Origin of the sequence: Pseudomonas sp. P1.8 (genome assembly GCF_001269805.1) — a bacterium.
Classification (GTDB): Bacteria; Pseudomonadota; Gammaproteobacteria; order Pseudomonadales; family Pseudomonadaceae; genus Aquipseudomonas.
On sequence record NZ_LHVM01000004.1, the window covers coordinates 137,899 to 163,530 of the forward strand.

A 25,632-nucleotide genomic window follows, 5' to 3' on the forward strand; every position below is an offset into this window, starting at 1 on the left:
CGTCTATCCTTGGGGGTGGGGCGGCTGAAGCCATCTGATTATCTATTTTTTATATTGAATCCTTAAAGGAGTGCGGCACATGTCAAAAGGGCATTCGCTACAAGACCCTTACTTGAATACTTTACGTAAAGAAAAAGTTGGGGTGTCCATTTACCTGGTCAACGGTATCAAGCTGCAAGGTACGATCGAATCTTTCGACCAGTTCGTTATCCTGTTGAAAAACACCGTCAGCCAAATGGTTTACAAACACGCTATCTCGACAGTGGTGCCGGTTCGTCCAATTCGTCTGCCTAGCGCAACCGAATCCGAAGCGGGTGACGCTGAGCCAGGTAACGCCTGATAGGAGTCTCCTTTGTTCTTTGAGCGCCACGGTGGTGGTGAGCGAGTAATTCTCGTTCACTTGGATGGACAGGACCCTGAGGCGCGCGAAGATCCGCAGGAGTTTCAGGAATTGGCTAATTCGGCCGGCGCCGAGACCGTTGCGTTTTTTAACGTGCCGCGTCATCGGCCAACCGCCAAATTCCTGATTGGCAGCGGCAAGGTCGAGGAGTTGCGCGACCTCGTCAAAGCCGAAGAAGCCGATCTGGTGATTTTCAATCACATCCTCACGCCCAGTCAGGAACGTAACCTCGAGCGGGTTTTCGAGTGTCGCGTGATCGACCGTACCGGTCTGATTCTCGATATTTTCGCCCAGCGCGCCCGAACCCATGAAGGCAAGCTCCAGGTAGAACTGGCCCAGCTCGACCACATGAGCACCCGGCTGGTTCGTGGCTGGACTCACCTTGAGCGCCAGGGTGGCGGTATCGGTATGCGTGGTCCGGGTGAAACCCAGCTGGAAACCGACCGCCGTTTGCTGCGGGTTCGCCTGCGACAGATCAAGGGGCGGCTGGAAAAAGTGCGTAGCCAGCGCGAACAGTCGCGACGTGGCCGATCGCGTGCGGATATTCCAACCGTGTCCCTGGTGGGGTACACCAACGCCGGTAAATCCACACTCTTCAACAACGTGACGAAATCCGACGTGTACGCGGCTGATCAGTTGTTTGCCACGCTGGATCCGACCTTGCGTCGTCTGGAACTGGACGACCTGGGGCCGATTGTCCTGGCAGACACTGTGGGTTTCATTCGTCACTTGCCCCACAAGCTGGTCGAGGCATTTCGGTCTACCCTCGAAGAGTCGAGCAATTCCGACCTGTTGTTGCACGTGATCGATGCGGCCGAACCGGATCGCCTGTTGCAGATCGAGCAGGTGATGGTGGTGCTGGGCGAGATTGGTGCCCAGGACTTGCCGATCCTCGAGGTCTATAACAAACTCGATTTGCTTGAAGGCGTTGAGCCACAAATCCAGCGCGACGAAAACGGCAAGCCCCAGCGGGTCTGGCTATCGGCGCGTGATGGCTCGGGGCTGGAATTGCTTGAGCAAGCCATTGCTGAATTACTTGGCAGTGATTTGTTTATCGGTACCTTGCGTTTGCCGCAACGATTCGCTCGACTGCGTGCGCAGTTTTTCGAACTCGGTGCGGTGCAGAAAGAAGAGCACGACGAAGAAGGCATCAGTTTGCTGGCCGTTCGTTTGCCCCGGGTCGAGTTGAATCGACTGGTAAGCCGCGAAGGATTGCAGCCGATGGAATTCATCGAGCAACACACTTTGCAATAAAAGCCTGAGAAAGCGGTTGTGCCGTGGTGACAGGCATTCTGTAGCATTGGTCGGCGCGCCGTGGGTGCGTCTTTGCTTTATCAGATGGAGAGCGCTATGGCTTGGAATGAGCCGGGTGGCAACTCGAATAATCAGGACCCTTGGGGTGGCAAACGTCGTAATAACGGCGACCGCAAGGGACCACCGGATCTCGACGAGGCCTTCCGAAAGCTGCAGGAAAGCCTGAACGGGTTGTTCGGTGGTGGTAAGAAACGTGGCGGTGATGATGGCGGTGGTTCGGGCAAGAGTGGCGGCTTTGGCGGCCTGCTCGGCATCGGCCTGGTTGTCCTGGCGGCCGTATGGCTGTACAGCGCGGTCTACGTCGTCGACGAGCAGGAGCAAGCCGTGGTGCTGCGCTTCGGCAAGTACTACGAAACGGTTGGCCCGGGTCTGAACATCTATTTCCCGCCGATCGATAAAAAGTACATGGAAAACGTAACGCGTGAGCGTGCGTACACCAAGCAGGGCCAGATGTTGACTGAAGACGAGAACATCGTCGAAGTGCCGCTGACCGTGCAGTACAAGATCAGCAACCTGCAGGACTTCGTGCTGAGCGTCGATCAGCCAGAAATCAGCCTGCAGCACGCGACCGACAGTGCCTTGCGCCACGTGGTGGGTTCCACCGCAATGGACCAGGTGCTGACCGAAGGCCGTGAATTGATGGCCAGCGAGATCAAGGAGCGTCTGCAACGCTTCATGGATACCTATCGCACCGGCATCACCGTTACCCAGGTCAACGTTCAGAGCGCAGCGGCACCGCGTGAAGTCCAGGAAGCCTTCGATGACGTGATCCGTGCCCGTGAAGACGAGCAGCGTTCGCGTAACCAGGCTGAAACCTATGCCAACGGCGTCGTGCCGGAAGCTCGTGGTCAGGCTCAGCGTATCCTCGAAGACGCCAACGGCTACCGTGACGAAACCGTCTCGCGTGCCAAGGGTGAGGCTGATCGCTTCACCAAACTGGTCGCCGAGTACCGCAAGGCACCTGAAGTCACCCGCCAGCGTCTGTACCTGGACACCATGCAGGAAGTCTTCAGCAACACCAGCAAGGTGCTCGTGACCGGCAACAAAAATGGCCAGAGCAACCTGTTGTACCTGCCGCTGGACAAAATGGTCGAAAGTGGCCGCAGCACTAGCACTCCGGTGAACAGTGCGGCAGCCACCAGCAATGAAGCGAATGCGCGTGCCGCAGCTGATCTGCAGCAACAGCAAGCACGTACCAGGGAGAGTCGCTGATGAGCAATAAATCGCTGATCGCCCTTATTGTCGGCGTCGTCGTGGCGATCGCTGCCTGGAACTGCTTCTACATCGTGGCTCAGACCGAGCGCGCGGTGTTGCTGCAGTTTGGTCGCGTGGTTCAGGCCGATGTTCAGCCGGGCCTGCATGTGAAAGTGCCTTACGTTAACCAGGTGCGTAAATTCGACGCACGCCTGATGACGCTGGATGCACCGACGCAGCGCTTCCTGACGCTGGAAAAGAAAGCTGTAATGGTCGATGCCTACGCCAAGTGGCGTGTGAAGGACGCAGAGCGTTTCTACACCGCAACTTCCGGCCTCAAGCAGATTGCCGATGAACGTCTGTCCCGTCGTCTGGAATCGGGCCTGCGTGACCAGTTCGGTAAGCGTACCTTGCACGAAGTGGTGTCGGGTGAACGTGATGCGCTGATGGCGGATATCACGGCATCGCTGAACAAGATGGCCGAGAAAGAACTGGGTATCGAAGTAGTCGATGTTCGGGTCAAGACCATCGACCTGCCCAAAGAAGTGAACCGCAGTGTGTTTGAACGTATGAGCACCGAGCGTGAGCGTGAAGCTCGCGAGCACCGCGCCAAGGGTAACGAGCTGGCCGAAGGCATCCGTGCCGACGCCGATCGTCAGCGCCGCGTACTGCTGGCTGAAGCCTATCGTGAGTCTGAAGAGGTTCGCGGTGACGGTGATGCCCAGGCCGCAGCGATTTACTCCAAGGCGTACGGTCAAGACCAGGAGTTCTACGCGTTCTACCGCAGCCTGCGTGCGTACCGTGAAAGCTTTGCGAACAAATCCGACGTCATGGTCCTCGACCCAAGTAGTGACTTCTTCCATTACCTGGAAAAAGCCAAGCCTTGATACGGCGTTGACCTGAATCACCCCGCCGGGCGGCTAAAACCTCTGGCGGGGTGATCCTTTGGGAAAACGTGTGTATGATGCGGCAGCCGGGAAATTCCCGGCTTTTTTGCGTCTGCATGTTTGATTGCTGTTTTTTGAGCAGCCGACGGGCCGAACGGCCTGACAGTTTTTCGAGGAAAGTGGTTGGCGAAGCCGGTTAGAGGGCTTTTCGCTCCGTCGCTCATGCGCGTGGTTTGTATATGAGCTGACCATTTTCTGCTTCACTCAAGGCTCGCCGACAGGCTGGCTGCCCGGATATAGGGGAAGGCGTAATGGCAACGGTAGACCGCTGGCTTCTGCCAGATGGCATCGAAGAAGTACTGCCACCGGAAGCGGCGCGCATTGAAGTCGCGCGTCGTCAGGTGTTGGATCTGTTCCAGAGCTGGGGTTACGAGTTTGTCGTGACTCCCCATATCGAGTACCTGGAATCCCTGCTGACCGGCGCGGGTCAGGACCTGGATCTGCGGACCTTCAAGGTCATCGATCCGCAATCGGGCCGGCAAATGGGTTTCCGTGCCGACATCACGCCGCAAGTGGCGCGCATCGACGCGCACACCCTGCGTCGCGAAGGTCCAAGCCGCCTGTGTTATGCCGGCAGCGTGCTGCACGCGCAGCCTCGCGCATTGTCGTCCTCGCGCAGCCCGATTCAACTGGGTGCCGAGTTGTACGGCGACGCCAGTCCGAGCAGCGACGTGGAAGTCATCAGCCTGATGCTGGCCATGCTGCAACTGGCCGATGTGCCGGATGTGCACATGGATCTCGGTCATGTTGGCATCTACCGTGGCCTGGCTCGCGCCGCCGGTTTGTCTGGTGAAGTCGAGCAGCAGTTGTTCGATGCGCTGCAACGTAAGGCCATCGACGAGGTCATTATCTTGACCGAAGGCTTGCCTGCCGATCTTTCCGATATGCTGCGAGCCCTGGTCGACCTGTGTGGCGGCCGCGAAGTATTGAGCGCTGCCCGTGAGCGTCTAGCCAAGGCCCCAGCCCCGGTTCTGGCGGCGCTGGACGATCTGCTGGCGATTGCCGAGCGTTTGTCCGTGCGTTTCCCGCAATTGCCGCTGTACTTCGACCTGGGCGAGTTGCGCGGCTATCACTACCACACCGGCGTCGTGTTCGCGGTGTTTGTACCGGGTGTTGGCCAGTCCATTGCCCAGGGCGGTCGTTACGACGATATCGGCGCCGACTTCGGTCGCGCTCGTCCGGCTACCGGCTTCTCCACCGATTTGAAAACCCTGGTGACCCTGGGGCGTGCTGAGATCGAGCTACCGTCTGGCGGTATCTGGATGCCTGACAGTACGGATGCGGCACTCTGGCAGCAGGTTTGCCAGTTGCGCAGTGAGGGTCAGCGTGTCGTTCAGGCATTGCCTGGGCAACCATTGGCCGCCGCCCGTGAAGCGGACTGCGACCGGCAATTGATCCAGCAGAACGGGCTTTGGCAAGTATCGCCACTGGCTTCTTGAGTTTTCCTGCCGGCTGCCGCCGGCACCAAGTTTGCGCGAATGAGGACAAGTGTTATGGGTAAGAATGTCGTAGTCCTGGGCACCCAATGGGGTGATGAGGGCAAAGGCAAGATCGTTGATCTGCTGACCGAACATGCTGCCGCCGTAGTGCGCTACCAGGGTGGCCACAACGCTGGTCACACGCTGGTGATCGACGGCGAAAAAACCGTCTTGCACCTGATCCCGTCGGGCGTGCTGCGCGAAGGCGTGCAGTGCCTGATCGGTAACGGCGTGGTGGTTGCACCTGACGCCCTGCTGCGCGAGATCATCAAGCTGGAAGAAAAAGGTGTGCCGGTGCGCGAGCGCCTGCGCATCAGCCCGTCCTGCCCGCTGATCCTGTCCTTCCACGTCGCGCTGGACCAGGCCCGTGAAAAGGCCCGTGGCGAGCTGAAGATCGGTACCACCGGTCGCGGCATCGGCCCGGCGTACGAAGACAAGGTCGCTCGTCGTGGCCTGCGTGTGGGCGACCTGCTCAACATGCCGCGCTTTGAAGACAAACTGCGTGAACTGGTGGATTACCACAACTTCATGCTGGTGGGTTACTACAAAGAGCCAGCCATCGAATTCGACAAGACCCTGGCCGAATGCAAAGAATACGCTGAGCTGCTCAAGCCGCTGATGCTGGACGTGACTGCCGAGCTGCACGACCTGCGTCGCGCTGGCAAAGACATCATGTTCGAAGGCGCCCAGGGTTCGTTGCTGGACATCGACCACGGTACCTACCCGTACGTGACCAGCTCCAACACCACCGCTGGCGGCGTTGCTACCGGTTCGGGTGTTGGTCCTATGTTCCTGGACTACATCCTGGGCATCACCAAGGCTTACACCACTCGTGTAGGTTCGGGTCCATTCCCGACTGAGCTGTTCGACGAAGTCGGTGCACACCTGGCCAAACAAGGTCACGAGTTCGGCGCGACTACTGGCCGTGCCCGTCGTTGTGGCTGGTTCGACGCCGTCATCCTGCGTCGCGCTATCGATGTGAACAGCATCTCGGGTATCTGCCTGACCAAGCTGGACGTGCTCGACGGCCTGGAAACCATCAACATCTGCGTCGGCTACAAAGATGCAGAAGGCAATGCCGTTGCCCCGACTGACGCTGACAGCTACGTGGGCCTGCAGCCTGTGTACGAAGAAGTGCCGGGCTGGACCGAGTCGACCGTGGGTGCCAAGACCCTGGAAGAGCTGCCGGCCAACGCCCGTGCGTATATCAAGCGCGTTGAAGAGCTGATCGGTGCGCCGATCGACATTATTTCGACGGGCCCGGACCGCAACGAAACCATCGTTCTGCGTCATCCGTTCGCTTGATAAGCTGTTGATGTAAAAAACAAAGGCCCCTTGATAGGGGCCTTTGTCGTTTATGTCTGCTGGACGGCATGACCTTTGCTATCAGCTTTGCTTAAAACGTCACTTTTGGCGTGCCATCAATTTAATGGCGCTTTTGCAGAGGGATATCAAGTGTCGGCTGTTCTCTCATTGTTACAGAGCCGTTTGTTGCGGCCCGTGTTCGTTACGCTTGGTATCGCCCTTTTGGTGCAGGTGCTGGTCGCTGTTGCGCTGACCCGGAGCACGGTGACGGCGCTTGAAGCTGATCTGGGCACGCGCCTGGGTGCGGACAGCCAAAAACTCTCTGGTGAGCTTGAGCAGGCGGGGCGCGAAGTCACGTCGAGCCTCGACAGCCTCTCCACCAGTACGCGTCAGCGACTGACGGCTGGTTTGTCCTCTCGGCTGAAGGATGAGCAGGCGCAGTTGCGCTCAACGCTGGAAAAGGACCTGAAGGATTCCGCCAACGACATGGCGCAGCTTCTGGCCTCGGTTGCACCGCGCGCCATGTGGGACAACGACGTCCCGACTCTGTCCGAATTCGCCCGTCGCGCCCAGCGCAACCCCAACGTGCTGTTCGTGGTCTACGACGACGCCACCGGCCAGCATCTGACTCGCTATCTCAATCGGGAAAACCCGATCAACAAAGCCCTTTTGGAGAAGGGTCGGGGTGAGCGTGCGCTGGACAAGGTGCTGGATGCGGCGAAGCACGATCCGTCGGTCTTCTATATCGAAGCCTCGATCAACCCCAATGGCGTGGAAATCGGCAAGGTCTTGATGGGTGTATCGACGGCCTCGGTGGAAACCGATCTGGCGGCTCTGGACAAGCGTTTCTCCGCATTGATCGCCAGCAGCGACCAGCTCGTGGGCGACAGCTTGAAGGGCGCGGCGGCGGACAGTGCGGCGGTCATGGGTGCGCGTCTGCAGTCGGCTCAGGCCATGGCATCTGAAATGAAGGCCAACACCACCAGTACGGTGCAGGAGGCAGCGGCCACCTTGCGTTGGCGCATTGGTTTGAGTCTGGCGGTGGTCGGCTGTGGCGTGTTGTTGTTGCTGGCGGTAGTGCTCGGTCGTCGAGTGGTCAATCGTCTGAAAATGCTGATTGTGGCCATGGATGATCTGGCGGCGGGTGAGGGTGATCTGACCAAGCGCGTACAGATCAACAGCAAAGACGAAATCGGCGACATGGCTTCGGCGGTCAATCGCTTTGTGGATAAGTTGCAGCCAATCGTGCGCGAGGCGGGTGATGTGGCTCAGCGTACCGGTGTAGAAATTGGTGCCATGACCTTGCGCAATGCCGGTGCCGATGCGGCGGCAGGCATGCAGCGTGATGAGGTTGCTGCAAGTCTGCGGGCTCTGTCGCAAATGGCTGACGAAGCCCAGTCCGAAAGTCATGCGATGCAGGCTGCGTTGAAGCAGGTTGTCGAAATTCGACAGGCCACCGATGAAAACACCCGGACTTCGGAGAAAGTCGGCAACCTGATCGGGGAGTTGGCCGGTCAGGTCAATACCGGAGCGCAAGTCATCGAGCGCCTGGCACAGCAGAGTGAACAGATTGAGGTGGTACTGACGGTGATACACGGTATTGCCGAACAGACCAATCTGTTGGCGCTGAACGCGGCGATCGAAGCGGCGCGTGCCGGTGAGACGGGGCGCGGATTCGCCGTGGTGGCGGATGAGGTGCGGGCGTTGGCGAGCAAGACGCAAAGCTCCACCGGCGACATTCAGGCGCACATCGTGGCGTTGCAGCAGGGGGCACGGGAGGCGGTGGCAGCGATTGGTCAGGCTGGGCGCCAGGCCAGTGAAGGATTGCTGGTATTGCGTGACAGTGCGCGGTTGCAGCAATCGGTACAGGCGTCGGTCGAGCAGGTGCATGCGGCGATTGGTCTGGCGACCCAGGCCGCCGAGCATCAGGCGAAAGGGGCGCAAGCTGTGCGCGGTCGGGTCGAGACCATTCATGCGCAGGCCGAGAAAGCCGCCCAGGCGGTGGTGGAAACCACGGTCAGCGGCAAGGTGCTGGATGGGTTGGCGGCGCAGCTGAAGGCTAGTCTGGGGCAGTTCAGGGCGTAAAAGATCAAAAGATCGCAGCCTTCGGCAGCTCCTGCAGAGAAGCGTAAAGCCACCTGTAGGAGCTGCCGAAGGCTGCGATCTTTTGCTTGTCAGCGACTCAAATACATCCGAGTCGTCAGCAGATAGACCGGCAACCCCGACACCACAATCAACAACGCCGCATAAGGCGCCGCCGCCGCAAATTCCACATTCGCGGTATGCGCCCACACTTCCGTTGCCAGCGTATTCAGCCCTGTCGGACTCAGCAGCAAAGTCGCCGTCAGCTCCTTCATTGCATCCAGAAACACCAATGCAAACGCCGCGCCCAGTGCCGGGAAGATAATCGGCAGCGTAACCCGGCAAAACGCGCTGAACGACGAAGCGCCCAGCGTGCGTGCCGCTTCTTCCAGTTGCGGAGCGGCCTTGGTCAGGGCGGTGCGAATTGGCGCCTGCGCCAGCGGCAGAAATAGCAGTGCATAAGCGATCAGCAGCAGCGTCGATGTCTGGTAAAGCGCCGGTACATAGTGCAGGGCGAAATACACCAGCGTCAGTGCAATCACCAGTCCGGGCAGCGCATGCAGCAGATAGGGCAGGCGCTCGGCCCAGATCGCCAATTGGCCTTTGTAGCGAACCACCAGCAGGCCCACCGGTACCGCCAATACCAGGCAGAGCGCAGCGCCGCCAAGAGACAGTGCAAGGGATGAAAGCAGTGCTTCACCGATTGCAGCTACCGGAAATGCCGCAGACGAACCCACAGCCAGCCAGTACGCCAGCATGCCGAGGGGAATCCCGCTTCCGATAATCGCCAACAAAAGGCAGTAAAGCTGTCCGGCCAAAGCCCATCGTCCAAGGCGAACTTGCTCTGCCTGTCGCGCCGCGCCCTGCCCCGTACGCACGTGTCGACCCTTGCCGCGAACGCGCAGCTCCAGCCATAGCAGTATCAGGCACAGCGCCAGCAGTACCGCTGATAGCATGGCGGCGTTGGCGTTGCTGAATTCCAGCTCGAACTGTTGATAGATCGCTGTGGTGAAGGTTTGCAGGCCAATGATCGACAGCGCGCCGAACTCCACCAGCATGTGCAAAGCGATCAGCAATGACCCGGCGAGCAGCGAAGGCCAGAGCAGGGGCAGGGTGACCTTGAAGAACACGCCCCAACGATTCTGTCCCAGCGTGCGCGCGGATTCTTCCAGGGACGGGTCAAGGTTACGCAGCGTTGCAGCCACGGGCAGGAATATCAGCGGGTATTTGGAGAGGCTCATCACCAGGATGGCCCCGCCAAGTCCCTCAAAATGAGCGCTTAGCGAAACCCAGGTGAAGCTGCTGACAAAAGCCGGCACGGCGAACGGCAGGCAGAGGATCACGCCCCACAATCGTCGGCCCGGCAAATTGCTACGCTCCAGCAGCCAGGCCAGCGACAAACCGATTACGCCGCAAGCGAGCGTGACGCCGATCATCAGTGCGAGTGTGTTGCGCAGCAGGCCGAATACATAAGGTCGCCACAGCAAGTGCAGCGCTTGTGCCCAGCCCGCCTGCCAGGCTTTCAGGCCGACATAGAGCAGGGGCAGCAGGCTGAGCACGACAAGTAGCAGTACGGGCAGTATCAGCCAGATGGACGGCCGTTTACGCCTTGGCACGTACGCGTGATGCCCGGACAGTGAGGTGCCCATCAGTTCAGGCCAACGTCACGTTCCAGATCGAGTGCTTCTTCAGCGTTGCCGAGGTCGGCGGGCGTGACTTTGGGGGCTTGCAGTTCGCTGAACGGCTTGAGCCCGCGATCCGACTCCATACCCTTGTGCAGCGGGTATTCGGCGGTGGTCTGGGTGATCACACGCTGACCTTCTTCGCTGGCCATGTAGGCGAGCAATTGCTGGGCTTCTTGTGGATGTTTGCTGGATTTCAGGACCGCAGCGCTGGACACGGTGATCAGCCCGCCGACGTCGCCGCCGGTGAAGTAATGCAGCTTCGAGTCGAGCTGGCCTTTTTCCCGTTGCAAGGCGAACCAGTAGTAGTTGTTCACCAGTACGGTGGCCACTTCTCCATTTTCCACGGCTTTGAGCGCGACCATGTTGTTGCTGTAAGTCTTGCCGAAAGCGCGCAAGCCGGTCAGCCATTCTTCGGCTGCATCCATGCCATGGACCTTGATGATCGCTACGGCTTGTTCCTGGAAGGCGCCGCTGGTGGGCACAAAGCCGACCTTGCCTTGCCATTTTGGATCGGAGAACTCCATCACCGATGTCGGCAGGTCTTTTTCCTCGATCAGTTTGGGGTTGAATGCGACGACCCGCACCCGGGCGGTGACGCCAATCCAGGTGCCGTTGTTGGCTACGTATTCCTTGGGCAGAACAGCCAGGGTGGACTCGTCAGTCTTGGCTAGCAGGCCTTGCTCGCCGAGTTTGTTCAGTGGTGGCGATTCTTCGGTGTAGATCACGTCGGCGGGGGAGCGGTCGCCTTCTTCTACGACCTGGCTGGCGAGCTGATTACTGCTGCCTTTGCGTACATTGACGTGAATGCCGGTCTTGGCTTCGAAGGCTTTGGCGACCGCGTCGCCGACTTCTTTGTGCTGGCCGTTGTAGAGCGTCAGGGAGACCGGGTCGGCGGCTTGGGTGAGGGGAGTGGCGAGTGCCAGGCCGAGGAGGGTGGTGATCAGGCCGCGGCGCAGGGTATTTCGAAACATCATTCGCAGGGTTCCTCACTGTCACATTGCAAAAACTAGTAACAATGATAAACGATATTGTTTCTCACATGCGCATTGCAAGGCGAGGCGGGCTCATCGTAGGAGCTGCCGAAGGCTGCGATCTTTTGATTTTGATTTTAAAAGTCAAAAGATCGCAGCCTCGTTTCACTCGGCAGCTCCTACAGGTCTAGCAGGGGGGGGCCAGAAACGCAAAAACCCGCTTTCGCGGGTTTTTGTGAAATCCAGGGTCGTAACCTTGGATTTGAATTGGTGCCCAGAAGAAGACTCGAACTTCCACGACCTTGCGGTCACCAGCACCTGAAGCTGGCGTGTCTACCAATTTCACCATCTGGGCAATCATCTTCAGCGTTGCCGCTGTTGATGTGGCGCACTATACGGAGCGTGTTTTGATCTGTAAACCCCTGATTTTAAAATTAATAAAACAAAGGTTCAGAATGCAAAAAACCCGCTTTCGCGGGTTTTTGTGTGAGCCTTGAAATTGATCTAATCTCAAGCTCGAAATTGGTGCCCAGAAGAAGACTCGAACTTCCACGACCTTGCGGTCACCAGCACCTGAAGCTGGCGTGTCTACCAATTTCACCATCTGGGCAGTATCAACAACGTCTCCGTCGTCGATGGCGCGCACTATACGGAGGGTCCTTTTAACTGTAAACCCCCGGAATCAAAAAAACCTGGAAAATTTCGCCAGCGGTCTTCAAACCAGCATTGCGGTGTCGATAATGGGCTTCAGAAGGGGCGTCTTAGCCTGAAATTTCCCGTTTCATTACGCCTATGCCAAACTAACCCGTATATAGACAAGGTGAAAACTCTCTAATGGCCGATTGGCAGTCCCTCGATCCCGAGGCCGCTCGTGAAGCGGAAAAATATGAAAACCCTATTCCTAGCCGCGAACTGATCCTTCAGCACCTTGCTGATCGGGGTTCGCCTGCTAACCGCGAGCAGCTGGTCGAAGAGTTTGGTCTGACCACAGAAGACCAGATCGAAGCCCTGCGCCGCCGTCTGCGCGCCATGGAGCGCGATGCTCAACTTATCTACACCCGTCGTGGCACTTATGCGCCGGTGGACAAGCTCGACCTGATCCTCGGTCGTATCAGCGGTCACCGTGACGGTTTCGGTTTCCTGGTGCCGGACGATGGCAGCGACGACCTGTTCATGAGCCCGGCGCAAATGCGCCTGGTATTCGACGGTGACCGTGCGCTGGCCCGCGTTTCCGGCCTGGACCGACGCGGTCGCCGCGAAGGCATGATCGTCGAAGTGGTGTCCCGCGCTCACGAAACCATCGTCGGCCGTTACTTCGAAGAGGGCGGCATCGGTTTTGTCGTTGCCGACAATCCGAAGATCCAGCAGGAAGTGCTGGTGACGCCGGGTCGTAACGCCAACGCGCAGATCGGTCAGTTCGTCGAGGTGAAGATCACCCACTGGCCGACGCCACGCTTCCAGCCGCAAGGCGACGTGGTTGAAGTCGTGGGTAACTACATGGCGCCGGGCATGGAAATCGATGTCGCCCTGCGTACCTATGACATTCCTCACGTCTGGCCTGATGCCGTGCTCAAAGAGGCTGCCAAGCTCAAGCCGGAAGTCGAAGAGAAAGACAAAGAGAAGCGCATCGACCTGCGCCATCTGCCGTTCGTCACCATTGACGGCGAAGATGCTCGCGACTTCGATGACGCGGTCTATTGCGAAGCCCGTCCGGGCAAGCTGCGCCTGTTCTCCGGCGGCTGGAAGTTGTACGTGGCGATTGCCGACGTATCAAGCTATGTGAAGCTAGGTTCGGCACTCGATGCCGAGGCCCAGGTTCGCGGCAACTCGGTGTACTTCCCCGAGCGCGTGATCCCGATGCTGCCTGAGCAGCTGTCCAACGGCCTGTGCTCGCTGAACCCGCAAGTTGACCGTCTGGCCATGGTTTGCGAGATGACCATCTCCAAATCCGGCGAAATGACTGACTACTGCTTCTATGAGGCGGTTATTCACTCGCATGCCCGTCTGACCTACAACAAGGTCAGCGCCATGCTGGAAACGCCGAAAGCCACCGAGGCGCGCAAGCTGCGTGGCGAGTACACCGACGTGGTGCCGCACCTCAAGCAGCTCTACTCGCTGTACAAGGTGTTGCTGGCCGCACGTCACGTGCGTGGTGCAATCGATTTCGAGACTCAGGAAACCCGGATCATCTTCGGTACCGAGCGCAAAATCGCCGAAATCCGCCCGACCGTGCGCAACGATGCCCACAAGCTGATCGAGGAATGCATGCTGGCGGCCAACGTGGCCACCGCCGAATTCCTCAAAAAGCATGAAATTCCGGCGTTGTACCGCGTTCACGATGGTCCGCCACCTGAGCGTCTGGAAAAGCTGCGCGCCTTCCTCGGCGAGCTCGGCCTGTCCCTGCATAAAGGCAAGGACGGCCCGTCGCCGAAGGATTACCAGGCACTGTTGGCCGGCATCAAGGATCGTCCGGATTTCCATCTGATCCAGACGGTTATGCTGCGTTCGTTGAGCCAGGCGGTGTACAGCGCCGACAACCAGGGCCACTTCGGCCTGAATTACGAGGCGTACACCCACTTCACTTCGCCGATCCGCCGCTACCCTGACTTGCTCACGCACCGGGCGATTCGCAGCGTGATCCACTCGAAGCAGAACACCCCGCACGTTCGCCGTGCCGGTGCGATGACCATTCCGAAGGCGCGCATCTATCCGTACGACGAAGCGGCCCTGGAGCAGCTCGGCGAGCAGTGCTCGATGAGCGAGCGCCGTGCCGACGAGGCGACCCGCGACGTTGTGAACTGGCTCAAGTGCGAGTTCATGAAGGATCGTGTGGGCGAGTCGTTCCCGGGTGTGATCACGGCGGTAACCGGTTTTGGCTTGTTCGTCGAGTTGACCGATATCTACGTCGAAGGCCTGGTGCACGTCACCGCGCTGCCGGGTGATTACTATCACTTCGACCCTGTGCACCACCGCCTCGCCGGTGAGCGTACCGGTCGCAGCTTCCGCCTTGGCGATACAGTTGAAGTGCGGGTCATGCGCGTCGATCTCGACGAGCGCAAAATCGACTTCGAGATGGCTGAAAACACCATCAACGCACCGATCGGTCGCAAGAAGCGTGGCGCCGAAACCGCGGCACCTGCTTCCAAGTCCGCCGCAGAACCGGCGCCGGCGAAAACCGGTCGTCGTCCTGTCAAGGAAAAGGCTGTCGAAGCCTATCGTCCAAGCGATGCAGCGGCGAAAAACGCCGAAGTGCGCAAAAGTCGTGAAATGAAACAGGCGTTGCTCGCCGGTGCGAAAAGCGGCGGTAAAGCGGCGTCTGGGGGAAAGACCAGTCGGTCGGCGGCTGACAACGCTGTCGGCGGCAAGCCAGCCAAACCGAGCAAACATCGTAAAGGCCCGCCAAAAGCGGGCTCGGCCCCAGCCAAAAGCGGCGGGGCGCGTAAACCTAAGGCCAAGTCATGAGTCAGTTGGAAAAGATCTACGGAGTACATGCTGTAGAAGCGTTGCTGCGTCACCACCCCAAACGCGTCAAGCAGATCTGGCTGGCCGAAGGTCGCAGTGATCCGCGGGTTCAGACCCTGATCGAACTGGCCAACGAAAATCGTGTTCAGGTCGGCCAGGCTGAGCGTCGCGAAATGGATGCCTGGGTAGAAGGTGTGCATCAGGGCGTGGTTGCGGACGTCAGTCCGAGTCAGGTCTGGGGTGAGGCGATGCTCGACGAGCTGCTGGATCGCACCGATGGCGCGCCGCTGCTGTTGGTGCTCGACGGCGTGACCGATCCGCACAACCTTGGCGCTTGCCTGCGTTCTGCCGATGCGGCGGGTGCGTTGGCGGTGATCGTGCCGAAGGACAAATCAGCGACGCTGACTCCGGTTGTACGAAAAGTCGCCTGCGGTGCAGCGGAAGTGATTCCGCTGGTTGCGGTCACCAACCTGGCGCGCACTCTGGAAAAACTCCAGCAGCGCGGTTTGTGGGTAGTGGGTACGGCGGGAGAGGCCGAGGTCAGCATTTATGACCAGGACCTGACTGGCCCGACCATCCTGATCATGGGCGCCGAAGGCAAGGGCATGCGTCGCCTGACCCGTGAGCATTGCGATTATCTGGTGAACCTGCCGATGGCCGGTAGCGTCAGCAGTCTCAACGTTTCCGTGGCGACGGGCGTATGCCTGTTCGAGGCGCAGCGTCAGCGCAGTGCCAAAGCCAAGACGGCTGCCAAGAAGTCCTGATCCACGCCCCACTGTAGGAGCGAGACGGCTCGCGAAGGACTCAAGATCGCCGCGGAGAATCAGTTTCCCCGCGTGATCGTTGACGACCTTCGCGAGCATGCTCGCTCCTACAGTGCTGTGTCGTCTCGGTGACTGCTCAAATAATCACCAATTACCTTGCGCCTCCTTCGCCCCTTCTCTACAATTGCGCCCCTTGCTGTGATGGCAGGCACCTACGTGTCTAGCGTCCGCAAGTCCATAAGTGTCATTCACTCCTTGTCTGACCGCTTTTGAGCGGCAGGCTACAACCCGTAAGGAGCATTCATGCGTCATTACGAAATCATCTTTTTGGTCCACCCGGATCAAAGCGAGCAAGTCGGCGGCATGGTTGAGCGTTACACCAAGCTGATCGAAGAAGACGGCGGCAAAATCCACCGTCTGGAAGATTGGGGCCGTCGTCAACTGGCCTACGCAATCAACAATGTTCACAAGGCTCACTACGTGATGCTGAACGTTGAGTGCACTGGCAAGGCCCTGGCCGAGCTGGAAGACAACTTCCGCTACAACGATGCAGTGATCCGTAACCTGGTCATCCGTCGCGAAGAAGCCGTTACCGGCCAATCCGAGATGCTCAAGGCTGAAGAAAACCGCAGTGAGCGCCGTGAGCGTCGCGACCGTCCTGAGCACGAAGGCGCTGAAAGCGCTGATAGTGATGACAGCGACAACAGCGATAACGCTGACGAGTAATCCACGGACCTTTTAAGGAGCCTATCAAATGGCACGTTTCTTCCGTCGTCGTAAATTCTGCCGCTTCACCGCTGAAGACGTGAAAGAGATCGATTACAAAGATCTCAACACTCTGAAAGCTTACGTATCCGAGACCGGCAAAATTGTTCCAAGCCGCATCACCGGTACCAAAGCTCGTTATCAGCGTCAGCTGGCCACCGCTATCAAGCGCGCCCGCTTCCTGGCCCTGCTGGCCTACACCGACAGCCACGGCCGCTGAGACCGGGCAGTCGACACGTAGCAAAGGATTGAATGCATGCGTGCCATAGCTGAGTTCATCATGCGCGGCCGTATGCAGGCCACTCTCGTAGTGGCTGGATGCGCGGCATTGCCGTTGTTGTATTGGTTGGGTGCTGCCGCTGGATGCCTTGTGCTCCTGCGGCGCGGATTGAAGGACGCCATAGGCGTTCTTGCTCTGGGAATGCTGCCGGCCTTGGCCTGGTGGCTCTACTCCGACGACCCACGGGCACTTCTGGTGCTGCTGGGGTCTGCGAGCCTTGCGTTGGTTTTGCGCGCAAGCGAGTCCTGGAACCGCGTGCTGCTGGTCAGCATAGCGATGGGAGTGGTGTTTTCAGTGGTGCTGGGGACGGCTTTTGGTCCTCAGATCGAGATGCTGGCGCAGGCTTTGATCAAGGTCATGCCTTCGCTACTCGGTGATGTCTACCAGAAGTTGTCGGTAGACGAGCAAGCGCGTTTCGCGTCCCTGATTGCACCAGTCCTGACCGGCCTGATTGCGGCCTTGTTGCAAATCGTCAGTGTGCTGAGCCTGCTTGCCGGGCGCTACTGGCAGGCGTTGTTGTACAACCCGGGTGGTTTTGGTCGCGAGTTTCGCGCCATCCGATTCCCGCTTTTGCCGGCGATGTTGCTGCTGGCGTGCATGCTTCTGGGGCCCAATCTTGGTTCGCAGATGGCCATGTTGACGCCGTTGTGCAGTGTACCGCTGATGTTTGCCGGGCTGGCCCTGATTCACGGGCTGGTGGCGCAAAAGCGACTGGCCAGGTTCTGGCTGGTGGGGTTGTACGTCACGCTGTTGCTGTTCATGCAGCTGATCTATCCGTTGCTGGTGGTCCTGGCCATCGTCGACAGCCTGATTGATTTTCGCGGTCGTTCGGCACCGAAAGATGCCGATAGCGCGAACGGTGAAGGTTAAAAGTTAAGAGGATTTTCACATGCAACTGATCCTTCTGGAAAAAGTCACCAACCTGGGCAACCTGGGTGACAAAGTGAACGTTAAGGCTGGTTACGGTCGTAACTACCTGCTGCCTTACGGCAAAGCTACCGCTGCGACCCCAGCCAACCTGGCTGCGTTCGAAGAGCGTCGTGCTGAGCTGGAAAAAGCAGCAGCAGATCGTAAATCGTCGGCTGAAAGCCGCGCTGCCCAACTGGCCGAGCTGGAAGTGACTATCACTGCCACCGCTGGCGACGAAGGCAAGCTGTTCGGTTCGATCGGTACTCACGACATCGCTGACGCACTGACCGCCTCCGGCGTTGAAGTGCAGAAGAGCGAAGTTCGTCTGCCGAACGGCACCATCCGCAACGTAGGCGAATTCGACGTGGCCGTGCACCTGCACGCCGAAGTTGAAGCCACCGTACGCGTTGTCGTGGTAGCAGCTTAAGCAGCACTTGTCGGCTGGCACCCTCGGGTGCTTGCCGGTAACATCGGGCACGATCCTGTTTACAGGTCGTGCCCTTTGTCTTTCTGATTCCTCCAATTTCAAGTGGCCATGAACGAAATCTCCGCTCCTGAGCAATACGATCTGCAAACCGCCGCGCTGAAAGTGCCGCCGCATTCCATCGAAGCCGAACAGGCTGTACTCGGTGGTCTGATGCTGGACAACAACGCCTGGGAGCGTGTGCTCGATCAAGTCTCCGACGGCGATTTCTATCGACATGACCACCGCCTGATCTTCCGTGCGATCGCCAAACTGGCCGATCAGAACTCCCCGATTGACGTCGTGACCCTTGCCGAGCAACTGGACAAGGAAGGTCAGACGTCGCAGGTCGGTGGCCTCGGTTATCTTGGCGAGCTGGCGAAAAACACACCGTCCGTCGCCAACATCAAGGCTTATGCGCAGATCGTCCGTCAACGCGCGACGTTGCGCCAGCTGATCGGCATCAGCACCGAGATCGCCGACAGCGCTTTCAACCCGGAAGGTCGCACTGCCGAGGAGATCCTCGACGAAGCGGAACGCCAGATCTTCGCGATTGCCGAGGCCCGGCCGAAAACCGGTGGCCCGGTGGGTGTGAACGATTTGCTGACCAAGGCCATTGATCGCATCGACACGCTGTTCAACACCGACAACGCCATTACCGGCCTGTCCACTGGCTACACCGATCTTGATGAAAAGACCAGCGGCCTGCAGCCGGCTGACTTGATCATCGTCGCCGGTCGTCCGTCGATGGGTAAAACCACCTTCGCGATGAACCTGGTGGAAAACGCCGTACTGCGCAGCGACAAGGCTGTTCTGGTGTATTCCCTCGAGATGCCAGGCGAATCGCTGGTCATGCGTATGTTGTCGTCCCTCGGTCGGATCGACCAGACCAAGGTGCGTTCCGGTCAGTTGGAAGATGACGACTGGCCGCGCCTGACATCGGCGGTGAACCTGCTCAACGACCGCAAGCTGTTCATCGACGACACCGCCGGTATCAGTCCGTCGGAAATGCGTGCGCGTACCCGGCGTCTGGCGCGTGAGCACGGTGAGATCGGCCTGATCATGATCGACTACCTTCAGTTGATGCAGATTCCAGGTTCCGGCGGCGACAACCGAACCAACGAGATTTCTGAAATCTCGCGCTCCTTGAAAGCCTTGGCCAAGGAGTTCAACTGCCCGGTGGTGGCGCTGTCCCAGCTCAACCGTTCCCTCGAGCAGCGACCGAACAAAAGGCCGATCAACTCCGACCTCCGGGAATCCGGGGCGATCGAGCAGGACGCCGACGTGATCATGTTCGTTTATCGTGACGAGGTGTATCACCCGGAGACCGAGCACAAAGGCATTGCCGAGATCATCATCGGCAAGCAGCGGAACGGGCCGATCGGTTTTATTCGTCTGGCCTTTATCGGCAAGTACACCCGATTCGAGAACCTGGCGCCGGGTAGCTATAACTTCGATGATGACGAGTAAGGTATTTAGTGTCCTGAAAGGCCCCATCGCCGGCAAGCCATCTCCTACAGGGGGGGCGTCGTACCTGTAGCAGCAAGCTTGCTCGCGATAGGGGCGACGCAATTTCCGACCATAGCCGTCGGAATTGGTCAAAAAATGTGCTATATTCCGCGCCCGCGAAATTCAATGAAAGCCAACACCGGTTATCGACATGCAAGCAGCCAAGCCGTTATTTGACTATCCCAAGTACTGGGCCGAATGTTTCGGGCCAGCGCCGTTCCTGCCCATGAGCAGGGAGGAGATGGATCAGCTCGGCTGGGATTCCTGCGACATCATCATTGTCACCGGTGATGCGTACGTCGACCACCCGTCGTTCGGCATGGCGATCATCGGCCGGCTGCTGGAGTCCCAGGGCTTCCGCGTCGGGATCATTGCCCAGCCGAACTGGCAGTCCAAAGACGACTTCATGAAGCTCGGCGAGCCGAACCTGTTCTTCGGCGTCGCGGCCGGCAACATGGATTCGATGATCAACCGCTACACTGCCGACAAAAAAATCCGCTCCGATGACGCCTACACTCCCGGCGGCATGGCGGGCAAACGTCCGGACCGCGCGAGCCTGGTTTACAGCCAGCGCTGCAAGGAAGCCTACAAGAACGTGCCGATCGTACTCGGTGGCATCGAAGCTTCCCTGCGTCGCATCGCCCACTACGATTACTGGCAAGACAGGGTTCGCAACTCGATCCTGATCGACGCCTGCGCCGACATCCTGCTCTACGGCAACGCCGAACGTGCGATCGTCGAAGTCGCCCAGCGTCTGTCCTACGGTCACAAGATCGAAGACATCACCGATGTGCGCGGCACCGCGTTCATTCGTCGCGACACGCCGAAAGACTGGTACGAAGTCGATTCCACGCGCATCGACCGTCCGGGCAAGATCGACAAGATCATCAACCCGTACGTGAACACCCAGGACACCCAGGCCTGTGCCATCGAGCAGGAAAAGGGTCCGGTCGAAGATCCGCAGGAAGCCAAGGTCGTACAGATTCTGGCCAGCCCACGCATGACCCGTGACAAGACTGTGATCCGTTTGCCGTCGGTTGAGAAAGTCCGTGGCGATGCGGTGCTGTATGCCCACGCCAACCGGGTACTGCACCTGGAAACCAACCCGGGCAATGCCCGCGCGCTGGTACAGAAGCACGGCGAAGTCGACGTCTGGTTCAACCCGCCGCCGATTCCGATGACCACCGAAGAAATGGACTACGTGTTCGGCATGCCTTATGCGCGCATTCCGCACCCGGCGTACGGCAAGGAAAAAATCCCGGCCTACGACATGATCCGTTTCTCGGTGAACATCATGCGTGGCTGCTTTGGCGGCTGCACCTTCTGCTCGATCACCGAGCATGAAGGCCGGATCATCCAGAACCGTTCGCACGAGTCGATCATTCGCGAAATTGAAGAAATTCGTGACAAGGTCCCGGGCTTCACCGGCGTCATCTCCGACCTCGGCGGCCCGACCGCGAACATGTACCGCATCGCCTGCAAGAGCCCGGAAATCGAATCCGCGTGCCGCAAGCCATCCTGCGTGTTCCCTGGCATCTGCCCGAATCTGAATACCGACCACTCGGCGCTGATTCAGCTGTACCGCAGCGCCCGTGAGTTGCCGGGCGTGAAAAAGATTCTGATCGCATCCGGCTTGCGTTACGACCTCGCGGTCGAGTCGCCGGAATACGTTAAAGAGCTGGTGACTCACCACGTCGGTGGTTACCTGAAGATCGCCCCGGAACACACCGAGGAAGGTCCGCTCAACCAGATGATGAAACCGGGCATCGGCAGCTATGACAAGTTCAAGCGCATGTTCGAGAAGTACTCCAAGGAAGCGGGCAAGGAGCAGTACCTGATTCCGTACTTCATCGCCGCCCACCCGGGCACCACCGATGAGGACATGATGAACCTGGCGCTGTGGCTCAAGGGCAACGGCTTCCGTGCCGACCAGGTGCAGGCGTTCTACCCGTCGCCGATGGCCACCGCCACTGCGATGTACCACTCGGGCAAGAACCCGCTGCGCAAGGTCACTTACAAGAGTGACGCGGTGACTATCGTCAAGAGCGAAGAGCAGCGTCGTCTGCACAAGGCGTTCTTGCGTTATCACGACCCTAAAGGCTGGCCGATGCTGCGTGAGGCACTGACACGCATGGGCCGCGCGGACCTGATCGGGCCGGGCAAGAACCAGTTGATTCCTTTGCATCAGCCGTCAACTGACAGCTACCAGAGCGCCCGTCGCAAGAATTCGACGCCGGCCGGCAGCCACAAGGTTGCAGGGGAAAAGACCACCAAGATCCTGACCCAGCACACCGGCCTTCCGCCGCGTGCCAGCGATGGCGGCAACCCGTGGGACAAGCGCGAACAGGCCAAGGCGGCGGCGTTTGCCCGCAACCAGCAGGCAGCCAAAGAGCGCAAGGACGCCGCCAAGGGCAAAGGCCCCAAGCCGACCCGCAAACCGGTCGTTCCGCGCTAATCCGCACTTGAGCTGAAAAGAACGCCAACCTTCGGGTTGGCGTTTTGCATTTCTGGCATAAGAAAGGTGTTGAAGCCATAGGCCTCATCGCTGGCAAGCCAGCTCCCACAAGGAGCTTCAATCGCCACAGTTTTGTGAACGGCAGATAAACCGGGGGGAGCTGGCTTGCCCGCGATGAGGCCGGTTCATTCAACCTTTCAGCAACTGCTCGCCACATTAAGGCGCAACTACCTCAATCCATTTCCTCGCATCGCCCGATTTTGGTGCTGTACTGCCTCCAGTAACCGGAGAAAGCGCCAGCGCTGCTGGGTGGCATAAGTCTTGCGCGCTTTCGAATACGCTTAGGGCTCGCAGGAGGCACGCCGTGTCGATTCATGTCGCATTGCACCACGTCACGCATTACCGCTATGACCGCGCTGTCGAGCTCGGCCCGCAGATCGTTCGTCTGCGTCCCGCCGCTCACAGCCGCACGCGGATTCTGTCTTATGCGCTGAAGGTCTCGCCCGAACAGCACTTCATCAACTGGCAACAAGATCCGCAGGGCAATTACCTGGCGAGGCTGGTCTTCCCGGAGAAAACCGAGGAGCTGCGCATCGAGGTCGATCTGCTGGCCGAAATGGCGATCTTCAACCCGTTCGATTTCTTCCTCGAACCTTATGCAGAGAAAATCCCCTTTGCTTATGCCGCCGATGAGCGCAAAGAGCTGGCCCCGTATCTGGAAACCTTGCCGCTGACGCCGACGTTCAAGGCCTATCTGGATGGCATTGATCGCACCCCTCTGCCGGCCGTTGATTTCCTCGTCGCGCTCAATCAGCGCCTGAGCGATGACATTGATTACCTGATCCGCATGGAACCGGGCGTACAAACGCCTGAACACACCCTCGTGCAGGCGTCCGGTTCCTGTCGCGATTCCGCCTGGTTGCTGGTTCAGTTGCTGCGCAATCTGGGATTGGCGGCACGTTTCGTCTCCGGTTACCTGATCCAGTTGACCGCTGATGTCAAAAGTATCGACGGCCCGTCCGGCACTGAAGTGGACTTCACCGACCTGCACGCCTGGTGCGAAGTGTATTTGCCCGGCGCCGGCTGGATCGGCCTGGATGCGACTTCCGGGCTGTTTGCCGGCGAAGGACATATTCCGTTGGCCTGTAGTCCCGATCCGTCGTCAGCGGCACCGATCAGTGGCCTGGTGGAACCTAGTGAGTGTGAATTCAGCCACGAAATGTCCGTGGAGCGGATTTGGGAGGCGCCGCGGGTTACCAAGCCCTACACCGACGACCAATGGCTGGCGATCCAGGCCCTGGGTCGGCAGATCGATGCCGACCTGCTGGAAGGCGATGTGCGCTTGACCATGGGCGGCGAACCGACCTTCGTGTCCATCGACGACCCGGATGGTGCCGAGTGGAATACAGCGGCACTGGGGCCGAACAAGCGGCAGCTGTCCGCCGAACTGTTCCAGCGCATGCGCAAGCGTTATGCACCGCAGGGCCTGGTGCATTTCGGTCAGGGCAAATGGTATCCGGGCGAGCAATTGCCACGCTGGTCTCTCAACTGCTATTGGCGCCGTGATGGCGTGCCAATCTGGCAAAACAATGCGTTGGTCGCCGATGAACAGGAAGATTACGGCGCCGATGGGGTGCTGGCCGGGCGTTTTCTGGCGAGCGTTGCCGAACGACTGAAAATTCCGACGCGCTTTGTATTTCCGGCCTACGAAGACAATTTCTACTACCTCTGGCGCGAAGGGACGTTACCGCAGAACGTCAGCGCCGAAGACTCTCGGCTGGAAGAGCCGCTGGAGCGTGCGCGGCTGCGTAAAGTCTTTAGCCAGGGCCTGGACAAGGTCATCGGCCAGGTCCTGCCGCTGGCGCGTACCGCCAAGGGTGATCAATGGCAGAGCGGTCGCTGGTACCTGCGTGACGAGCATTGCCGATTGGTGCCCGGGGATTCTGCGTTGGGCTATCGTTTGCCGCTGGGTTCGCAGCCATGGGTGAAAGCGGCAGAGTATCCGTTCATTCATCCGCAGGATCCGAATCAGGATTTCCCGCCGCTGCCGGATACGGCGCAACTTCAAAGCCAGGGTGCGGCTGCTGAAACTGAAGATCGAGCGCCAAAGATCGATGAGTCGGCAGACTGGCTGACCCGCACCGCGCTGTGTGCCGAAGCTCGGGAAGGGCGGTTGTACCTGTTCATGCCGCCGCTGGAACGCGCCGAGGATTATCTCGAGCTCGTCGCCGCCATCGAGGCCACCGCTGAAGAACTGCGTTGCCCGGTGTTGCTTGAAGGTTACGAGCCGCCGAGCGATCCGCGATTGAGTAACTTGCGCATCACGCCGGACCCCGGTGTGATCGAGGTCAACGTACAACCATCCGCGTCGTGGGATGAGTTGGTGGAGCGCACCGAATTTCTCTATGAAGAAGCGCGGCAGACCCGCCTGACCACCGAGAAATTCATGATCGACGGCCGGCACACCGGAACCGGCGGAGGTAATCATTTCGTACTGGGGGGCGCGACACCGGCTGACTCACCGTTTCTGCGTCGCCCGGATCTGCTGCGCAGCCTGATCAGTTATTGGCATAACCACCCGTCATTGTCCTACCTGTTTTCCGGATTGTTCATCGGCCCGACATCCCAGGCGCCGCGTGTCGATGAAGCGCGCAACGACGCCTTATATGAGCTGGAAATCGCCTTTGCGCAGATGCCCGAACCCGGTGAGGAATGTCCTCCATGGTTGGTGGACCGATTGCTGCGCAACCTGCTGATCGATGTCACCGGCAACACCCACCGAGCCGAGTTTTGCATCGACAAACTCTACTCGCCGGACGGCGCCACCGGCCGTCTCGGCCTGTTGGAATTGCGCGCTTTTGAAATGCCTCCCCATGCACGCATGAGCCTCGCTCAGCAGCTTTTGCTGCGGGCACTGGTCGCACGATTCTGGCGTGAACCCTATGCGCCGCCAAAACTGGCGCGCTGGGGCACCGAACTGCACGATCGTTTCCTGTTGCCGCACTTTATCGAACAGGATTTCGCCGACGTTATCGTCGATCTCAACGCCGCCGGGTATCCTGTGCGGGCCGAGTGGTTCGCCGCGCACCTTGAGTTTCGCTTTCCCAAGGTCGGCGACTACGCCGTCAGTGGCATCGCACTGGAGCTGCGCCAGGCACTGGAACCGTGGCATGTGTTGGGCGAGGAAGGCGCGGTCGGTGGCACGGTGCGTTACGTGGATTCTTCGCTTGAACGTTTACAGGTCAAGCTCACCGGTCTGCCACCCCAGCGTTATCTGTTGACCTGCAACGGCATTCCCGTGCCCTTGCAACCCACCGGACGTGTAGGTGAATTCGTCGCGGGCGTGAGATTTCGCGCCTGGCAACCGGCGAACTGTCTGCAACCGACTATTGCGGTGCATGCGCCCTTGGTATTCGACTTGCTCGATACCTGGATGGGACGGTCGCTGGGCGGTTGCCAGTATCACGTCGCCCATCCCGGGGGACGCAATTACGACAGCCTGCCGGTCAATGCCAACGAGGCCGAGAGCCGGCGCATGGCGCGTTTTTTCCGTATCGGACACACGCCTGGGAAACTTCCTATCCCCAATCTGGAAATCAACGACGAGCTGCCGATGACTCTCGATTTACGACGTTTCTAAACCGTACGC

General features: G+C 59.1%; 18 protein-coding genes and 2 tRNA genes. 16 read left to right on the forward strand and 4 right to left on the reverse strand.

Features of this window, described 5'->3' with window-relative positions:
* Positions 1 to 79 precede the first annotated feature (79 nt).
* From hfq to AD668_RS01640, 7 genes are all read left to right on the forward strand, one after another.
* A complete protein-coding gene (gene hfq / locus AD668_RS01610; RefSeq protein WP_007902656.1) occupies positions 80 to 340 on the forward strand; it encodes an RNA chaperone Hfq in 261 nt (86 codons plus the stop codon).
* Between the two features lie 12 nt (positions 341 to 352).
* Complete coding sequence (hflX, locus tag AD668_RS01615; protein ID WP_053153686.1) at positions 353 to 1,654, forward strand: ribosome rescue GTPase HflX; 1,302 nt, start codon at positions 353 to 355, stop codon at positions 1,652 to 1,654.
* A gap of 96 nt (positions 1,655 to 1,750) precedes the next feature.
* Positions 1,751 to 2,926 carry an FtsH protease activity modulator HflK gene (gene hflK / locus AD668_RS01620; RefSeq protein ID WP_053153689.1) on the forward strand — a complete coding sequence of 392 codons (1,176 nt, stop codon included), beginning with the start codon at positions 1,751 to 1,753 and terminating at the stop codon, positions 2,924 to 2,926.
* On the forward strand, positions 2,926 to 3,795 hold the full coding sequence (gene hflC, locus AD668_RS01625) for a protease modulator HflC (protein ID WP_053153692.1): 870 nt from the start codon (positions 2,926 to 2,928) through the stop codon (positions 3,793 to 3,795). The genes hflK and hflC overlap by 1 nt, the downstream gene beginning before the upstream one ends.
* A 311-nt stretch (positions 3,796 to 4,106) precedes the next feature.
* A complete protein-coding gene (locus tag AD668_RS01630) occupies positions 4,107 to 5,294 on the forward strand; it encodes an ATP phosphoribosyltransferase regulatory subunit (RefSeq protein WP_053153695.1) in 1,188 nt (395 codons plus the stop codon).
* 54 nt (positions 5,295 to 5,348) lie between these two features.
* On the forward strand, positions 5,349 to 6,638 hold the full coding sequence (locus AD668_RS01635) for an adenylosuccinate synthase (RefSeq protein ID WP_053153698.1): 1,290 nt from the start codon (positions 5,349 to 5,351) through the stop codon (positions 6,636 to 6,638).
* Positions 6,639 to 6,788: 150 nt separating this feature from the next.
* Positions 6,789 to 8,723 carry a methyl-accepting chemotaxis protein gene (locus tag AD668_RS01640; protein WP_053153701.1) on the forward strand — a complete coding sequence of 645 codons (1,935 nt, stop codon included), beginning with the start codon at positions 6,789 to 6,791 and terminating at the stop codon, positions 8,721 to 8,723.
* Between the two features lie 89 nt (positions 8,724 to 8,812).
* On the opposite strand, the gene AD668_RS01645 is transcribed toward AD668_RS01640, so the two are convergent.
* From AD668_RS01645 to AD668_RS01660, 4 genes are all read right to left on the reverse strand, one after another.
* Positions 8,813 to 10,369 carry an iron ABC transporter permease gene (locus tag AD668_RS01645; protein ID WP_053153704.1) on the reverse strand — a complete coding sequence of 519 codons (1,557 nt, stop codon included), beginning with the start codon at positions 10,367 to 10,369 and terminating at the stop codon, positions 8,813 to 8,815.
* Positions 10,369 to 11,379: an extracellular solute-binding protein gene (locus tag AD668_RS01650; protein ID WP_053153707.1), complete on the reverse strand. Its 1,011-nt coding sequence runs from the start codon at positions 11,377 to 11,379 to the stop codon at positions 10,369 to 10,371. The genes AD668_RS01645 and AD668_RS01650 overlap by 1 nt, the downstream gene beginning before the upstream one ends.
* A 265-nt stretch (positions 11,380 to 11,644) precedes the next feature.
* Positions 11,645 to 11,731, reverse strand: a tRNA-Leu gene (locus AD668_RS01655).
* Positions 11,732 to 11,899: 168 nt separating this feature from the next.
* A tRNA-Leu gene (locus AD668_RS01660) sits at positions 11,900 to 11,986 on the reverse strand.
* A gap of 224 nt (positions 11,987 to 12,210) precedes the next feature.
* Here AD668_RS01660 and rnr point away from each other — a divergent pair.
* The 9 genes from rnr (at position 12,211) to AD668_RS01705 (ending at position 25,623) form a co-directional block, all read left to right on the forward strand.
* The gene (rnr, locus tag AD668_RS01665) at positions 12,211 to 14,838 is read left to right on the forward strand and encodes a ribonuclease R (protein ID WP_053153711.1); all 2,628 of its coding nucleotides are present in this window, start codon (positions 12,211 to 12,213) and stop codon (positions 14,836 to 14,838) included.
* Complete coding sequence (rlmB, locus tag AD668_RS01670) at positions 14,835 to 15,602, forward strand: 23S rRNA (guanosine(2251)-2'-O)-methyltransferase RlmB (protein ID WP_053153714.1); 768 nt, start codon at positions 14,835 to 14,837, stop codon at positions 15,600 to 15,602. Before rnr ends, rlmB begins: the two co-directional genes overlap by 4 nt.
* A gap of 303 nt (positions 15,603 to 15,905) precedes the next feature.
* Positions 15,906 to 16,328 carry a 30S ribosomal protein S6 gene (rpsF, locus tag AD668_RS01675; protein ID WP_003217491.1) on the forward strand — a complete coding sequence of 141 codons (423 nt, stop codon included), beginning with the start codon at positions 15,906 to 15,908 and terminating at the stop codon, positions 16,326 to 16,328.
* Between the two features lie 28 nt (positions 16,329 to 16,356).
* Positions 16,357 to 16,587: a 30S ribosomal protein S18 gene (gene rpsR, locus AD668_RS01680; protein ID WP_002551829.1), complete on the forward strand. Its 231-nt coding sequence runs from the start codon at positions 16,357 to 16,359 to the stop codon at positions 16,585 to 16,587.
* Between the two features lie 36 nt (positions 16,588 to 16,623).
* The gene (locus tag AD668_RS01685; RefSeq protein ID WP_053153717.1) at positions 16,624 to 17,517 is read left to right on the forward strand and encodes a hypothetical protein; all 894 of its coding nucleotides are present in this window, start codon (positions 16,624 to 16,626) and stop codon (positions 17,515 to 17,517) included.
* Between the two features lie 19 nt (positions 17,518 to 17,536).
* Positions 17,537 to 17,983 (forward strand): 50S ribosomal protein L9, encoded by a 447-nt coding sequence (gene rplI, locus AD668_RS01690; protein WP_034149636.1) that lies wholly within the window; start codon positions 17,537 to 17,539, stop codon positions 17,981 to 17,983.
* A 108-nt stretch (positions 17,984 to 18,091) separates the two neighbouring features.
* Entirely contained in the window at positions 18,092 to 19,489 is a 1,398-nt protein-coding gene (dnaB, locus tag AD668_RS01695) for a replicative DNA helicase (RefSeq protein ID WP_053153720.1), read from the forward strand.
* A 190-nt stretch (positions 19,490 to 19,679) separates the two neighbouring features.
* Complete coding sequence (locus AD668_RS01700) at positions 19,680 to 21,983, forward strand: YgiQ family radical SAM protein (protein WP_053153723.1); 2,304 nt, start codon at positions 19,680 to 19,682, stop codon at positions 21,981 to 21,983.
* Between the two features lie 364 nt (positions 21,984 to 22,347).
* Complete coding sequence (locus AD668_RS01705; protein ID WP_053153726.1) at positions 22,348 to 25,623, forward strand: DUF2126 domain-containing protein; 3,276 nt, start codon at positions 22,348 to 22,350, stop codon at positions 25,621 to 25,623.
* Positions 25,624 to 25,632 lie beyond the last annotated feature (9 nt).